Source organism: Nocardia sp. 348MFTsu5.1 (genome assembly GCF_000383535.1).
GTDB classification, from domain to species: domain Bacteria; phylum Actinomycetota; class Actinomycetes; order Mycobacteriales; family Mycobacteriaceae; genus Williamsia; species Williamsia faeni.
Genome location: NZ_KB911512.1, coordinates 12,544 through 26,380 on the forward strand (window position 1 = coordinate 12,544; position 13,837 = coordinate 26,380).

Below are 13,837 nucleotides of genomic sequence, written 5' to 3' on the forward strand. Positions count from 1 at the left end.
CTTACACTCGGCACCATGGGTTTCAATGACGACATCATTGCCGAGTTCCGGACCAACGACGGCAAAGTCGGTGGCAACTTCGAAGGCGCGCCACTGCTGCTGCTGCACCACAAAGGCGTCAAGAGCGGCAAGGACTACGTAACGCCGCTCGTGTATCAGGCGGGGGAGGGCGCCAATTACATCTTCGCCAGCTACGCCGGACACGAGGAGGATCCGCAGTGGTTCCGCAACCTGAAGGCCAACCCGGACACCACCATCGAGATCGGTGGCGACACTGTCGCGGTGACCGCCTCCGAGGTCACCGGTCCTGACCGCGACCGGATCTACGAGCAGCAGCGGTCAGTAATGCCCGGCTTCGCCGACTATGAGAAGCGAACCACCCGGGTGATCCCGGTGGTTGCGCTGACTCCGGCCTGAGGCCCCGGCGTTCATCGGCCGGCGTGCGTCAGGCGGCTGCTTTATAAGGCGGGACCAGGGCGCCGCGGTCGGTGTCGACGATCTCCGCACCGAGCGGGAGCAGTGAGACCGGGATCATCTTGAAGCTGGCGATACCCAGCGGGATGCCGATGATGGTGCAGCACAGAAGGATCCCGAAGAAGATGTGCCCGATGGCCAGCCAGATGCCGGCGAAGATGAGCCAGATGACGTTGCCGATCGCTGATCCGATACCGGCGGTGGGTTTGCGAACAACTGTCCGGCCGAACGGCCACAGGGCATAGGCGGCGATCCGGAACGACGCGATTCCGAAGGGGATGGTGATGATCAGGATGCAGCAGATGATGCCGGCGGCGATGTATCCCAACGCCATCCAGAATCCGCAGAGCACGAGCCAGATGACGTTCAGAATGGTCTTCACTGGGTTCATTGTGCCAAAGTTCCCTGAGTTCTGTTCGGGTGAATAATTTTTCGGGAGTGGGGCGATGAGCCGGGCGGGGGTTCAGACGCCGAGGTAGGCGAGGACAGCCAGTACCCGACGGTTGTCGTCGGCGGAGACCGGCAGGTCGAGTTTGGTGAAGATGCTGTTGGAGTGTTTGCTCACGGCCTTTTCGGTCACGAACATGGCGTCGGCGATCGCCGCATTCGACCGGCCCTCGGCCATCAGCGACAAAACTTCTCGCTCGCGGGTCGACAGCCGATCGAGGGGTCCGTCGGAGTGCTGGCCGGTCAGCAGCTGGGACACCACTTCGGGGTCGAGGACCGTGCCGCCGCCATAGACCTGACGGACCGCATCGATGAACCCGGCAACGTTGGCTACGCGGTCCTTCAGCAGATATCCGACCGCACCTTCACCGCTTTCCAGCAACTCACGAGCGTAGAGCTGCTCGACGTACTGGGACAGCACCAGCACCGGAAAACCGGGGCGCTTACGGCGAATCTTGATGGCGGCCCGCAAGCCCTCGTCGGTGAAAGTCGGGGGCATCCGGACATCGAGGACCGCAAGGTCGACGGATCCGTCGGCGAGTGCGGCATCGAGTTCGGTGGCATTGTCCACGGCGGCAACAACATCCATCTGGTGAGCGGCGAGGATGCGCGACAGTCCATCCCGTAGCAGGGCGTGGTCTTCGCCGATCACGACGCGCATGGCACCTCCATGGAGACGATCGTCGGACCACCGACCGGACTGTGCACATACAACGAGCCGTCGAGGGCCTTCAGCCGCTGGGTGACACCGTGCAATCCCGATCCCGTGGCCACGGCCCCGCCGATCCCGTCGTCACCCACCTCGACTCTGAGCACACCCTCGAAGATACCCATGTAGATCCAGGCGTTCCGGGCGCGGGAGTGTTTGCCGATGTTGGCCAGGGCCTCGGCGACCGCGAAGTACACCGCGTTCTCCATCGCGGCCGGAAGACGTTCATGGACAGCAAGATTCAGGGTGATCGCCATTGGCATGTCGAGCGCGAGGGCTTCGACGGCGGGGCCCACCCCACGATCGGCGAGTACCGGTGGATGGATTCCGCGCACCACCGACCGCAGATCGCCCAGTGCGGCGATCGCAGAAGCCCTGGCCTCCGCCATCAGTTGTTTGGCGGCGTCGGGATCTTTGTCGAGCTGACTCTCGGCCAGGCCGATGGTCATGCCCAGCGCCGCGAGCCGGGCCTGGGCCCCGTCATGCAGATCCCGCTCGACGCGGCGTAGCTCTTCGGCTGCCGAATCGACTGTCGCAGCACGGGATTCGGTCACCTCGTGGACCCGGGCCTCCAAGACCTCGGCGCGGCTACGGTTCAAGATCCCCAGATCCATGGCGGCCCGGGCCTTCATCAGCGGTTCGACAAACGGCAGCAGGATCAGGGTGGCGGCGAAGATCACGCCGACGAGCGAGATCGCGAAGCCGACCGTTGATGCCAGCGCGAGCCATCCGAGATCCCGCCAGCGCAGTGAGTCCGAACTCCACACCGACAGCAGGTGAAAGATCCCGCGGCGGTTGTGGAGAGGTTTGTAGTCGCCAGGCCGCCACGGACGATCCAGTACGCCGGCCGAGATCCGGCGATGGAGGTTGCAGAAGGCACCGACGATCGGGACCTCGACGTACAGGACCAGGGCACCCACGGAGATCAGTACCAGCGGGATCGCGACGATCTGCACGATGAACAGCACCAACGCCACCGGGGCCAGCAGCGTGGTGATCAGGGCGAACATTGCCGCCCGCAACCACCGGACCACAAGCGTGGGTTCCTCGTGGGCGTTCACGGTGTCCTCTCCGACCTCGGCGCTGGTGCCGTGCATCTGGTGTTGCTGTGGTGCAAGAACTCCATGGTGCAGGGCTCCGCGGCAGAAAGCAGTAGTGCTGGGTCTACCTCCATGGTGGACAATTTCGCCGCCGCCCGGGGGCTTATCGCTCCTGACCTGGCCGGCTGCAGCGAACAGGGTGGTAGTTGCCCGGTGTCCACCGGGAAATTCCATCCCGAGGCAGATGCCTCACAGCATCAGGAGCTCGACATGAGACAGATGACGCGAGGGCCACAGGCGGTGGCCCGGTGGAGTGCGCACAATCCTTGGCGCGCAATCGGACTCTGGCTGGCACTGGTGGTGGTCGCAGTGGCGCTCAGTGCGCTGATCCCCACCCAGGAGACCGACGACGCCGACTACCGCGTCGGTCAGTCCGGGACCGCCGACCAGATGATCCATGACGCCGGCCTGGCCGCGCCCGACACCGAGTTCGTGTTGATCACGGGTGATCAGAACGACGCGGTGCTCGCGGCGGCAGAGCTACACGAGTACCTGGCAGGTTCGACGGAGGTCCAGGAGGTGACCGGTCCGGTTCAGTCGCCCGACGGCGCGACCCAGCTCGTGTCGATCTCCCTTCGGGCGCCGCCGGGCGAAGAGGAACCGACCATCGCCGACATCAACGCAGCGGTTTCGTCGGTCAGTGCACAGCATCAGAACCTGCAGTTCGGGCAGACCGGCGACGTCACCCTCGACGAGGCGGTCAGTGAGCGCGTTGCCGACGATCTCGCTTCGGCCGAGGCCATCAGCATCCCGATCACGCTGGGCATCATGCTCTTTGCGTTCGGCGCCCTGATCGCTGCCGGCATTCCGGTGTTGTTGGCCATCACATCCGTGGTCGCGACCATCGGTATCTACGCGCCGATCTCGTATCTGGTGCCCTCCGAAGAAACCGCATCGTCGATGGTGCTGCTGATCGGAATGGCTGTGGGCGTGGACTATTCGCTGTTCTACCTGAAACGAGAACGGGAGGAACGGCGCAAGGGACACGGGACGCTCGACGCGGTCGGTATCGCCGCGGCGACCTCGGGGCACTCGATTCTCGTGTCCGGTGCGGCGGTCATCGCCTCGCTCGCCGGTGTGTACGTGCTCGGAAGCGCGACCTTCAATTCCCTGGCGACCGCCGCCATCATCGTCGTCGCCGTCGCGGTGGTCGGTTCGCTCACGGTGTTGCCGGCCCTGCTGGTCAAGTTCGGACGGTGGGTCGATCGTCCACGGGTACCGCTGCTCTGGCGTCTCAATGCGCGCATCGGTGAGGGCGGGATCAGCTCCCGTATCATCGGGCCGGTTGTCACCAGGCCGGTTGTCGCCCTGGTCGCCGGGCTGGCGGTGATGCTGGCCCTGGCTGTTCCGGCGCTGACGATGAACTTGCGCAGCGCCGGTTTGGAGACGCTGCCGCAGGACATCCCGGCAGTTGCGGTCGCACAGCAGTTGGATGCCGAGTTCCCGTCCGAAGGTTCATCCGCCAACGTCGTTGTCTCCGGCGGTGATCCGGCTGCGATGTCCGCGGCACTGACCGAAGTGGGTGAGGAAGCGACCGGGAGCGGCGCCTGGACCGTCACACAGGAGCCGGTGACCTCGGTATCCGGGACAACTGCAGAACTGCGGCTTGCCAGTACGTTCGAGCAGAACGACGCCCGCGCCGACGACGCGATGCTCGAATTGCGGGACAGTGTGGTTCCCGACAAGGTCGACGGCATCTCCGGTGCCGAGTATGCGGTCGGTGGTCAGATCGCCGAACAGTACGACAGCACCAAGGCGCTGTCGGACGGACTGCCGGTGGTGGTCGCGGTGATCCTGATCCTGACGATGGTGATGCTGGTGGTCACCTTCCGGAGCCCGGTGATCGCATTGGTCTCCACATTCCTGAACCTGTTGTCGGTGGGCGCGGCGTTCGGTGTGCTGGCGCTGGTGTTCCAGCACACCTGGGCCGAGGATCTGCTCGACTTCACATCCAACGGGACCGTCGTCGAGTGGATCCCGATGTTCATGCTGGCGGTGCTCGTCGGGCTGTCCATGGACTACCACGTGTTCGTGCTCGGCCGAATCCGTGAGGGCATCGACAAGGGCCTGCCGCCGAAGGTTGCGGTGCGGGCCGGGGTCACCCAGACGGCCGGCGTCGTCACCAGTGCCGCGCTGGTCATGGTGTCGGTGTTCGCATTGTTCGCTTCGCAGAGCCTGGTCGAGATGAAGCAGATGGGTGTCGGACTGGCCGTGGCCATCCTCCTCGACGCCACCGTGGTTCGGCTGGTGTTGCTGCCGTCGATGCTGGTGCTTCTCGGCAACCGCGCCTGGTGGCCACGTCATACCCGGACCGAGCAGCCGGTGATACCAAATCGGGCGGTCGTACCTGCGACGATGTGACGTGGTGCACAATTGAGGGAGTCGGGGCGGTATCGACCGAAACGGAGGTGACGCGGTGGGTGAGCTGCAGGCACCTGCGCGCGACTTCTGGACCGCATTGGAACCAGGCGAAGACAAGGCCACCAGGCTGAAACAGGTTCGCCGGGCCCACGAACTCTTTGTCCAGACAGGCACGTTGTCCCCGGCCACCGGCCCCACCTCGGTGAGGTCGGTGGTTCGGGATTCGTGGATGCGTTCCGCCAAAGGTGGCGTCAACCCCTCGGGGATGACGGATGACAGCAGCATGTCGTGGAACGACTTCCTCGAGTACCGCAACGGCCATCCGATGGCCGCCGCGTACCCGCTGGTCCGTTCGCTCATGCTCGACGAAGTGTCCGACTCAGGTGTTGTGGTGGCTCTCACCGATGACGTGGGTCGGCTGTTGTGGGTAGAGGGTGACCACAAAGCGAGAGACCAGGCCTGCGACATCAACTTTGTCGAAGGGGCGTTGTGGGCGGAGCAGGTTGCCGGCACCAACGCCCCGGGTCTGGCTCTTGAGGTGGACCACGGCGTGCAGATCTTCGGGGCAGAACATTTTGCGGTGCGGGTGCAGGACTGGAACTGTGTGGCAGCGCCGGTGCACGACCCGGTGACGGGTGCGGTGATCGGCGTCATCGATGTGACCGGTGGCGAGCGGGTGGCCACACCGTTTGCCTTGTCGATGGTGAAGTCGGTGGTCGCCGCGGTGGAGGGTGAACTGCGGATCCGTTCACTCACCGGTGAGTTACCCCGTGCGGCGGCGCCACCGTCCGGTCCGGACCTGACCGTGCTCGACGGTGATCGGTACTTCTGGCGGCCGGTTGGTGGTGGTCCGTCGATGCGACTGTCGCGTCGCCATGCCGAGATCCTGGTGCTCCTCGGTGAATATCCCGGGGGACTGGGTACCGAGCAGGTCGCGACGATGCTCGCCGAAGACGGCATCGATCCTGTGACGGTCCGAGCGGAGATCTCCCGGCTTCGCCGCGACGTCGGGGCCGATGTTGTTGCGTCCCGGCCATATCGATTGACGATGCCCATCGACTCCGACATCGGTCAGGTGCGCCGCATGCTGCGGATCGGCGAGATCGCCCGTGCCATCGAGAAATTCGGTCGCGGTGGACTGCTCAGTGCGTCGATGGCGCCCGGTATCGCCGAGGTCTTCGAGGAACTCAAAGAGGATGTCCGATCGGCAGTCCTGACCTCCGGCAACCCGGAGTTCCTGCGGGCCTGGACCGCGTCGGTACACGGACGCGAAGATCTGTCCGCCTGGCGCCGGTGGGGTCAATCGTTGCCCCCGGGCCATCGGGACGAAGCCCTCGTCCATGGGCGTCTGCGTCTGCTCGATCGCCGCTTCGGTATGTGAACCAACCCCGGCCGGGCGCTTCAAAAGTGTTGTGAACAACGGAATTCGACTTCGGTTGTGCCTTTCGTCCTATTTCGAACCGATGTTCATCGGGCCGTTGATGAGTGTTCGTGTCGAGTTGTCCGACGGCTGCCCAATTCGGCGTTTACTTCTTCTCGCACCCAGTGTGTCGCCAGAGATGTTGGCGGGCACTCAAACACGCACGTTTCGAGTTCTGGCCCGCGCCGGAGCTGACCCGAGGGGAACACACCGCAATGAAGTTCAGGAACAGGCTCGTCGCCGTATCGGTGATGGTGGTCGCATCGATGAGTGTGGCGCTGGGCGCCGCGTACGCCGACCCGGCTCCGGCACCGACCGAGGGCACCAATTGGCAAGCGGTCCGCGATGGATCGTCGGTGATCATCACCACCGACAACGGATCGCTCTCCAAAGAAGGCAATCAACTCGTTCTGCATGACAAGCAGGGCGCGGTGGTCGAGTCGGTACCGCTGACCCTGGCCATCGACGACTTCCAGCGGCCGGTCAACGCGAAGGTGACGCCTGCCTCGGCGACACTGTCGGTGGACGCGAACCCGTTGGCCTTGACCTTTGCTCCGGTCAAACACAATGTGGACCTGGCAGCAGCGGTGGCGAGCGTGAAAGACAACATCACGCTCACCGCTGCGGTCGGTGGATTCCTCGGTGCGGCAACCGGATTGGTCGGCGGATGCCTCTTGGGTGCCGTTGCTGCCGGCGTCGTTTCCGCGCCCGTTGCCCTGCTGTTCGGTGCCGGGCCGCTGGCCGGATGCATCGGCGGCGCGATCCTGCTCGGATCGACCTTCTCACTCGCCGGCACGGCCATCGGCGGGCTCGGTGCGGTCGCCGCCAACGTGGGACCGTTCATCCAGCTGCTCAACGCGCCACCGAAGGCAAAGTAGGCGACCCCTCACACCTGGTTTGCCCTTTCCCGTCAGGTCCGTCCGGAACACCGGGCGGGCCTGGCCTCGCTTTGCAGCGGGCGTGATTAAGCTGCCTCCATGGAACTACTACGCGACGTCGTAATACTTCTGCACATCGTCGGTTTCGCGACCACCTTCGGCGCTTGGGTGACCGAAGCGGTCTCTCGTCGATTCCGGACCACCCGGGTGATGGAATACGGCCTCCTGCTGTCACTGCTCACAGGCCTGGCGCTGGCCGCGCCCTGGCCTGCGGGGATCGACCTCAACTATCCGAAGATCGGGTGCAAACTCGTGATCCTGGTGATACTCGGCGCGGTCCTCGGCATCGGGAATGCGCGCCAGCGTCGAACCGGCGAGCCCGTGCCGCGGCCGATGTTCTACGCGGTAGGCGCGTTGTCCTTGCTGGCAGCGGGTATAGCCGTCATTTGGTGAGTTCTGCGGATCAAGCTGCGATCCACGTCGCGACCTCGGAGGCGAGTGCCAGCGTCGCCGGATCGTCGGTCGCAACGTAGCGATCGGCTGCGGCGTCGTAGGCGGCACCGGCGATCGATCCGTGGTCGGCGCCGAGTTCGATCAGTTCGACCGGCCAGCCGTTCTGCTTGAGCGTCAAGGCGAAATCACGACTCGCGGTGGGCGGAACAACATCGTCACGCAAGCCATGGATCAGCGTGAAGGACGACCGATGTGCGGCGTCGGGTAATTGCTCGGGTAGGTGTTGACCGGTGATCGGATCGGTCGCCATGAACGCACCGGCGAGACAGATCGTACGGAGAACGCGAATGCCGAAGTCGTCGGCGTGGAGAGTCAATCCGGCCGCTGCCAGACCTCCGAGGGACCAACCGACCAGAACCAGGTCAGCCAGACCACCGGGCTTGTCGGCAGCGAAGTGCGCCGACGCGAGCAGGTCGGCTTTGCCGCCGTCCGGGGCGTGCGAGTTCCAATCAGGTGCGACGACATGGAAATCCTGATCTGCCACGCGTGCCGCAAGCGGCCGCACCGCAGCGCGGGCGTCGGTCTGCATCCCGTGCCAGAGCAGCACGGTCTGGTGGCGTGGGTCTCCGAATACGTCCGCCGCGCGGCCCGGAGCATATTCGGTGGTCTTCATGTCCCGAGTCTGCCCGACGAGCCAAAGAACCAAACTCCGAAAAGCCAGAATGATATTCTGACCGAACGTGAGGCGACTGGTGGGAGTGCACATGAATGCTGCGGTAGAAACCCTGACCGGGCGTCGAATCATCGTGACCGGCGGTGCCAGTGGGATGGGTGCCGGACTGGTACGCGCATTGCCGAAACTCGGTGCGTCGGTGGTGTCGTTGGACAGCGCGGCCGAGGCCGGAAGTGTGGTCGCCGCCGACGCGGGAGTGAAATTCATCGAATGCGATGTCAGCAACCCGGTCGAGGTGACCGCTTCGGTGGCGGCTGCCGTCGATCATCTCGGCGGTCTCGATGTCCTGGTCCATTCAGCGGGTATCGCTCCGGGCGCGCCCGCCGGTGAATTGCCGATCGAGCAGTGGAACGCCGCGATGGCCGTCAATGCGACGGGCACCTTCCTGATCAACCAGGCCGTGCTCCCCGCGTTGATCGAAGCCGGTGGCGGCCGGATCATCAACTTCGCATCGGCGGCCGGGATCACCGGCTATCCGGGCAAGGCCGCATATGCCGCATCCAAGGGCGCAGTGGTGGCCTGGACCCGCACGGTTGCGCTGGAATGGGCAACCTACGGGATCACGGTCAATGCCATCGCGCCCGCGATCTGGACGCCGATGTATGACCGCACCCGGGCGTCGATGACTCCAGAACAGCTGGCGGCGCACGACGCGAGCATGGCCAAGACGGTTCCGCTCGGTGGCCGGCTCGGTGATATCGACCGTGACCTGGTGCCGGTGGTTGCGTTCCTGGCCGGTCCGGGTTCGGGCTTCATGACAGGTCAGGTCTATTCGGTGGACGGTGGCAAACTGATGCTGCGCTGACCACCGATCGGTGGTTACGCGACTGACGCCGACCTCGGAGGTCAGGTCAGCAGCAGCATGGTGACGTCGACACCCGCGATGGCGATGGCACCGTAGAAGGGGGCTCGGCCGGATCGGCGCATTGTTGTCAGTGCGATGACGACCACCACGCCCAGGCCGATCCACAGCCACATCACCTGCGAGTTCGCGACGACAGCGATGGCAGTGGCGCCGATGAGCAGGCCGGCCGCGACGCCCGGAATCCGCCGCGCACCCAGCCGGTGGGGAAGGCCCGTGATGCCGGTGGCGGCATCATCGTCGAGGTCGGGCATCACGTTGAGCAGGTGTGCGCCGACGCCGAGCAGTCCGCTGACCGCGATCATCCAGACCGGCGGCAGGTATGTCGGGTCTGCCGTCAGCGTGACAACGACCGGCAGCGAACCAAATGCGACAAAGTAGGGAAGCCAGGACAGGTAGGTCGACTTGAGCCCGGCGTTATAGGCAAGGGCAGAACCGATGCCGAGCACCAGATGTACAGCGGCGGCGGCCAGGCCGCACGCCAGTGAGGCCACTACGCACACAACACCGGCGACCCCGACGGCGACCACTGCGGTCGTCGGGCTCAGGTCGCCGGACGCCAGTGGCTTGTCCGTCCGTCCCACCTGGCGATCCCGCTCCCGGTCGATCAGGTCATTGGTCCAGCCGACGACGAGCTGGCCGCTGAACACGGCGACCATGAGGATGGCAATCGAGCCGATCTCCAGATCTTCGGCGACGCCGACCGCTGCGGTCAGCAGCGTCACCGCAGCCGCCGGGATCGTGTGCCCGGCCACCAGCAATCCGACGGCGGACTTCAGCGGAGACCGCGGATCACGATTGCGGGGACGAGTTGTTCGGCACTGTCCCAGGAACCGTGATTGCCGACAAGTGTGGACTCGAGTGGTTCGGCCACCGAGCGGATCATCGCGGTATCACCGCGGGCAGCGGCCACCACATCTCCGATGCGAACGCGGATGTTGCCGCGGACCGACTGTCCGAACCAGGCCGCGTCGATGGCGTCGTCGCGCCGGAGAACCGTTGCCCGATCGGCGAGCATCGTCTGCCAGGCCTCGTGAACATCTTCTGCCGCACCGTCTTTCGCGTAGACATGCCGGACCCGAGCTTCGCCGGCGATCGCGGTGGTGCCGGCCGTGAGTTCGTTGTGTAGGTCGATGTCGAACCGGCCGGCAGATGTGTCGACCATGCCGTGATCGCCGGTGATGACCAGCACGCGACCCGCCGGGAGTTGCTCGGCGAGCTCTCCGACCATCGCATCGATCAGACGCAACTGCTCGCGCCAGGGCTCTGAACCGGGACCGGTGAGGTGGCCGGCGAGGTCGAGCCCGCCGTAATATGCGTAGCCGAGTGTTGCTGCAGGCGTGCTCATCTCGGCAAGAATCGAGGCCCGCAGATCATCTAGATGCTCGGCGGCGACCACCTTGGCGGCACCACGCAAGGCTGCCCGCGACAATCCGGAGTCGATGTGCAGTCCCGGCACGATCTGCCGCGTGGCGAAACCCTGGGCATGGCATTTCTCGAAAATTGTTGTGGTGGTCTGGAAGTCCTCGGGGACCACCGTTTTGATGAGGCTGTGATCGTGATTGCCGTGCACACACCAGCGCAGGGAATTGAGAATCGGCGCTTCCGGGATGAGCCCCCCGGCACCGGCCCGGAATGTGTATCCCAGGATGCCGTGGGTGCCCGACGGGCGTCCGGTGGCCAGGCTGGTGAGACTGACCGCGGTGGTGGCGGGAAATCCGGCGGCGACGGTCGTGGAGTTGTCCAGGGCGGCGGCATTGAGGTGGGGTGCGTCGTCGGGGTGGGAGGCAACGAGTTCGGCGCCGAGACCGTCGATCAACAGCAGTGTCGCCGACTGCGCCGGCACCATCTTCAGGTGGTTGTCGAGGTCGGCGGCACCGAGGGAGGCCGCCATCGATTCGAGGACGGCCGACAGCGGTGGCAGGCTATGGCGCGGATCCAGATCACTCATCATCGATGACGCTAACCTGTGGCGTCACCGCGCAGGGGGGTATGTGGCTGCCGGACGTCATGGCGTGGCGGCGACAGTCTTTCGCGGCAGGGAGATCAGGGATGCGACCAGGAAGCACAGCGCACCGATGAAGGTGCCGCCCTGGCTGAGGAGCGGCTTGATCGCCTCTCCGGAGGTATCCACGTATGCGCCGATCGCGGAGAAGCCGAAGGCAATCGAGCCGATGGTGTTCAAAACGGTCGCCGACCAGCCGGGTGCGTCGGGTTCGTCGCGGCGCCGGTAGATCTCGGTGGCGAACACCGCCAGCGCCGAGCTGACGAGGAAGGCGATCGACCCGTACACGTCCGGACGCCAGCTGTAGTGGTTCGTGTTGACGATCGAATGCACCACCAGGGCCGCCCCGGTGCTGATGTTGAAGGCGATGGTGCCGAACTGTTGCACCGCGGCCGACAGCCATTCGGAGCGGTGGACCTTTCGTCCGACCCGGGCCGATCGGGCGATGGGTTCGGCGGCAGCACGGAATGGCCCGCATAGCTGGAGCTGGACAAACGCCGCGAACGTGAAGAACCACGAACCGACGAAAAATGAGCTGTTGGCCACCGTCGTTCCGGCCCACTCGGCAAATCCGGGTGCCGAACCCAGTGCGAAGAGCGCCGACCCGATGGCGAAACCCCAGCATTCGGTGCGCTCTGAGTGGCGGATCACGAGTTAGACATTAGCGCCCAACCCCGGATCAGGCGTCCTCTGACCACCGAAGATCCTCATTGCAACTTTGATGCAACGGCCCCGCTCGTAGTGTGTGTTTCAGGTCACAAGGGGCCGACCGCTGCGGGTCGGTCACCGAGAGACATATAAGGCGAAGAGGAGCTCAGAAATGACCGTTTATGCCAATCCCGGAACACCCGGTGCCGTGATGAACTACGAATCACGGTACGAGAATTGGATCGGTGGCCAGTGGACGCCGCCGGTCAAGGGACAGTACTTCGAGAACCCGTCACCGGTGAACGGCAAGACCTTCTGTGAGGTCGCCCGGTCGACGTCCGAAGACATCGACCTTGCTCTCGATGCGGCCCACAAGGCTGCTCCAGGGTGGGGCAAGACGTCGGTCGCCGAGCGTTCACTGGCCCTGCTCCGCATCGCGGACCGGATGGAAGAGAACCTCGAGAAGATCGCCGTTGCCGAGGCCTGGGACAACGGCAAGGCTGTACGCGAGACCCTCGCCGCCGACATTCCGCTCGCGATCGATCACTTCCGCTACTTCGCCGGCGCGCTGCGCGCCCAGCAGGGTTCGCTCTCGCAGATCGACGAAGACACCGTGGCCTACCACTTCCATGAGCCGCTCGGTGTTGTCGGACAGATCATTCCGTGGAACTTCCCGATTCTGATGGCGGTCTGGAAGCTCGCACCCGCACTGGCCGCCGGCAACGCGGTGGTCCTCAAGCCGGCCGAACAGACACCTGCCTCGATTCTGTTCCTCATGGAGCTGATCAAAGATCTGCTCCCCGCCGGAGTCCTGAACGTTGTCAACGGGTTTGGCGTCGAGGCCGGCAAGCCGCTGGCATCGAGCAACCGGATCCGCAAGATCGCGTTCACCGGCGAGACCACCACGGGCCGTCTGATCATGCAGTACGCCTCGGAGAACATCATCCCGGTGACCCTGGAACTGGGCGGCAAGAGCCCCAACATCTTCTTCGCCGATGTGATGGCAGAGGACGACGGCTTCCGTAATCGTGCGCTCGAGGGCTTCACGATGTTCGCCCTCAACCAGGGTGAGGTGTGCACCTGCCCGAGTCGCGCGCTGATCCAGGAGTCGATCTACGACGACTTCATCGACCTCGCGGTGGAACGGACCAAGAAGATCAAGCAGGGCAACCCGCTCGATACCGACACGATGATGGGTGCGCAGGCGTCGAACGATCAGTTCGAGAAGATCACCTCGTACCTCGCGATCGGTAAGGAAGAGGGTGCCAAGGTCCTGACCGGCGGCGAAGCCGTCTCGCTCGATGGCGATCTCGCGGGTGGCTACTACATCCAGCCGACGATCTTCGCCGGAACCAACCGCATGCGGATCTTCCAGGAAGAGATCTTCGGCCCGGTGTTGTCGGTGACGAAGTTCTCCGATTACGCGGACGCGATGTCGATCGCCAACGACACGCTCTACGGCCTCGGTGCCGGTGTGTGGACGCGTGACGGCGCCACCGCCTACCGCGCGGGACGTGAAATCCAGGCCGGCCGGGTGTGGACGAACACCTACCACGACTACCCGGCGCACGCGGCATTCGGTGGCTACAAGCAGTCCGGTATCGGCCGCGAGAACCACCTGATGATGCTCGAGCACTATCAGCAGACCAAGAACCTGCTGGTGGGTTACGCTCAGGATGCCAAGGGCTTCTTCTGATCCAGCTCTATCCTCAAGCGTTACAAGCAATTTCATCAAGAAGGTGAACAC

General features: G+C 64.6%; 14 protein-coding genes. 7 read left to right on the forward strand and 7 right to left on the reverse strand.

Annotation, left to right across the window (positions count from 1 at the left end):
• Window positions 1-15 precede the first annotated feature (15 nt).
• Window positions 16-417: a nitroreductase family deazaflavin-dependent oxidoreductase gene (locus H290_RS0108500; RefSeq protein ID WP_020106366.1), complete on the forward strand. Its 402-nt coding sequence runs from the start codon at window positions 16-18 to the stop codon at window positions 415-417.
• A gap of 28 nt (window positions 418-445) precedes the next feature.
• Here the strand turns inward: H290_RS0108500 and H290_RS0108505 are convergent, their stop codons facing one another.
• The 3 genes from H290_RS0108505 to H290_RS0108515 all read right to left on the reverse strand — a co-directional run bounded on the left by H290_RS0108505 (window position 446) and on the right by H290_RS0108515 (window position 2,727).
• Window positions 446-856 carry a YccF domain-containing protein gene (locus tag H290_RS0108505; protein ID WP_028462950.1) on the reverse strand — a complete coding sequence of 137 codons (411 nt, stop codon included), beginning with the start codon at window positions 854-856 and terminating at the stop codon, window positions 446-448.
• 81 nt (window positions 857-937) lie between these two features.
• Entirely contained in the window at window positions 938-1,582 is a 645-nt protein-coding gene (locus H290_RS0108510) for a response regulator transcription factor (RefSeq protein ID WP_020106368.1), read from the reverse strand.
• On the reverse strand, window positions 1,570-2,727 hold the full coding sequence (locus H290_RS0108515; RefSeq protein WP_020106369.1) for a sensor histidine kinase: 1,158 nt from the start codon (window positions 2,725-2,727) through the stop codon (window positions 1,570-1,572). Before H290_RS0108515 ends, H290_RS0108510 begins: the two co-directional genes overlap by 13 nt.
• Before the next feature lie 213 nt (window positions 2,728-2,940).
• On the opposite strand from H290_RS0108515, the gene H290_RS0108520 reads away from it, so the two are divergent.
• The 4 genes from H290_RS0108520 to H290_RS0108535 all read left to right on the forward strand — a co-directional run bounded on the left by H290_RS0108520 (window position 2,941) and on the right by H290_RS0108535 (window position 7,842).
• Window positions 2,941-5,091 carry an MMPL family transporter gene (locus tag H290_RS0108520; RefSeq protein WP_196809525.1) on the forward strand — a complete coding sequence of 717 codons (2,151 nt, stop codon included), beginning with the start codon at window positions 2,941-2,943 and terminating at the stop codon, window positions 5,089-5,091.
• A 55-nt stretch (window positions 5,092-5,146) separates the two neighbouring features.
• Window positions 5,147-6,472, forward strand: a complete 1,326-nt coding sequence (locus tag H290_RS0108525) for a hypothetical protein (protein WP_020106371.1) — start codon at window positions 5,147-5,149, stop codon at window positions 6,470-6,472.
• Window positions 6,473-6,726: 254 nt separating this feature from the next.
• On the forward strand, window positions 6,727-7,389 hold the full coding sequence (locus tag H290_RS0108530; RefSeq protein WP_020106372.1) for a hypothetical protein: 663 nt from the start codon (window positions 6,727-6,729) through the stop codon (window positions 7,387-7,389).
• Between the two features lie 99 nt (window positions 7,390-7,488).
• A complete protein-coding gene (locus H290_RS0108535) occupies window positions 7,489-7,842 on the forward strand; it encodes a hypothetical protein (protein WP_020106373.1) in 354 nt (117 codons plus the stop codon).
• Window positions 7,843-7,852: 10 nt separating this feature from the next.
• Here the strand turns inward: H290_RS0108535 and H290_RS0108540 are convergent, their stop codons facing one another.
• Window positions 7,853-8,515 carry a S9 family peptidase gene (locus H290_RS0108540; protein ID WP_028462953.1) on the reverse strand — a complete coding sequence of 221 codons (663 nt, stop codon included), beginning with the start codon at window positions 8,513-8,515 and terminating at the stop codon, window positions 7,853-7,855.
• A 91-nt stretch (window positions 8,516-8,606) separates the two neighbouring features.
• On the opposite strand from H290_RS0108540, the gene H290_RS0108545 reads away from it, so the two are divergent.
• Window positions 8,607-9,380 (forward strand): SDR family NAD(P)-dependent oxidoreductase, encoded by a 774-nt coding sequence (locus H290_RS0108545; protein WP_020106375.1) that lies wholly within the window; start codon window positions 8,607-8,609, stop codon window positions 9,378-9,380.
• Window positions 9,381-9,421: 41 nt separating this feature from the next.
• Here H290_RS0108545 and H290_RS0108550 read toward each other — a convergent pair whose 3' ends face one another.
• Genes H290_RS0108550 through H290_RS0108560 form a run of 3 tightly spaced genes read right to left on the reverse strand, consistent with a single transcriptional unit; the run spans window position 9,422 to window position 12,093 of the window.
• The gene (locus H290_RS0108550) at window positions 9,422-10,192 is read right to left on the reverse strand and encodes a UbiA family prenyltransferase (protein WP_231373543.1); all 771 of its coding nucleotides are present in this window, start codon (window positions 10,190-10,192) and stop codon (window positions 9,422-9,424) included.
• Between the two features lie 20 nt (window positions 10,193-10,212).
• Window positions 10,213-11,388, reverse strand: coding sequence for an alkaline phosphatase family protein (locus tag H290_RS0108555; protein WP_020106377.1), 1,176 nt, complete (start codon window positions 11,386-11,388; stop codon window positions 10,213-10,215).
• 57 nt (window positions 11,389-11,445) lie between these two features.
• Complete coding sequence (locus tag H290_RS0108560; protein WP_020106378.1) at window positions 11,446-12,093, reverse strand: hypothetical protein; 648 nt, start codon at window positions 12,091-12,093, stop codon at window positions 11,446-11,448.
• Between the two features lie 169 nt (window positions 12,094-12,262).
• Between H290_RS0108560 and H290_RS0108565 the strand changes: the two genes are divergently transcribed.
• Window positions 12,263-13,786 carry an aldehyde dehydrogenase family protein gene (locus H290_RS0108565; protein WP_020106379.1) on the forward strand — a complete coding sequence of 508 codons (1,524 nt, stop codon included), beginning with the start codon at window positions 12,263-12,265 and terminating at the stop codon, window positions 13,784-13,786.
• Window positions 13,787-13,837: the final 51 nt, after the last annotated feature.

Coding starts and splice junctions, on each gene's coding strand:
- H290_RS0108545 (WP_020106375.1), top strand. CDS start 8,607: ATGAATGCTGCGGTAGAAACCCTGACCGGGCGTCGAATCATCGTGACC.
- H290_RS0108515 (WP_020106369.1), bottom strand. CDS start 2,727: ATGCACGGCACCAGCGCCGAGGTCGGAGAGGACACCGTGAACGCCCAC.
- H290_RS0108535 (WP_020106373.1), top strand. CDS start 7,489: ATGGAACTACTACGCGACGTCGTAATACTTCTGCACATCGTCGGTTTC.
- H290_RS0108540 (WP_028462953.1), bottom strand. CDS start 8,515: ATGAAGACCACCGAATATGCTCCGGGCCGCGCGGCGGACGTATTCGGA.
- H290_RS0108510 (WP_020106368.1), bottom strand. CDS start 1,582: ATGCGCGTCGTGATCGGCGAAGACCACGCCCTGCTACGGGATGGACTG.
- H290_RS0108565 (WP_020106379.1), top strand. CDS start 12,263: ATGACCGTTTATGCCAATCCCGGAACACCCGGTGCCGTGATGAACTAC.
- H290_RS0108530 (WP_020106372.1), top strand. CDS start 6,727: ATGAAGTTCAGGAACAGGCTCGTCGCCGTATCGGTGATGGTGGTCGCA.
- H290_RS0108555 (WP_020106377.1), bottom strand. CDS start 11,388: ATGAGTGATCTGGATCCGCGCCATAGCCTGCCACCGCTGTCGGCCGTC.
- H290_RS0108500 (WP_020106366.1), top strand. CDS start 16: ATGGGTTTCAATGACGACATCATTGCCGAGTTCCGGACCAACGACGGC.
- H290_RS0108520 (WP_196809525.1), top strand. CDS start 2,941: ATGAGACAGATGACGCGAGGGCCACAGGCGGTGGCCCGGTGGAGTGCG.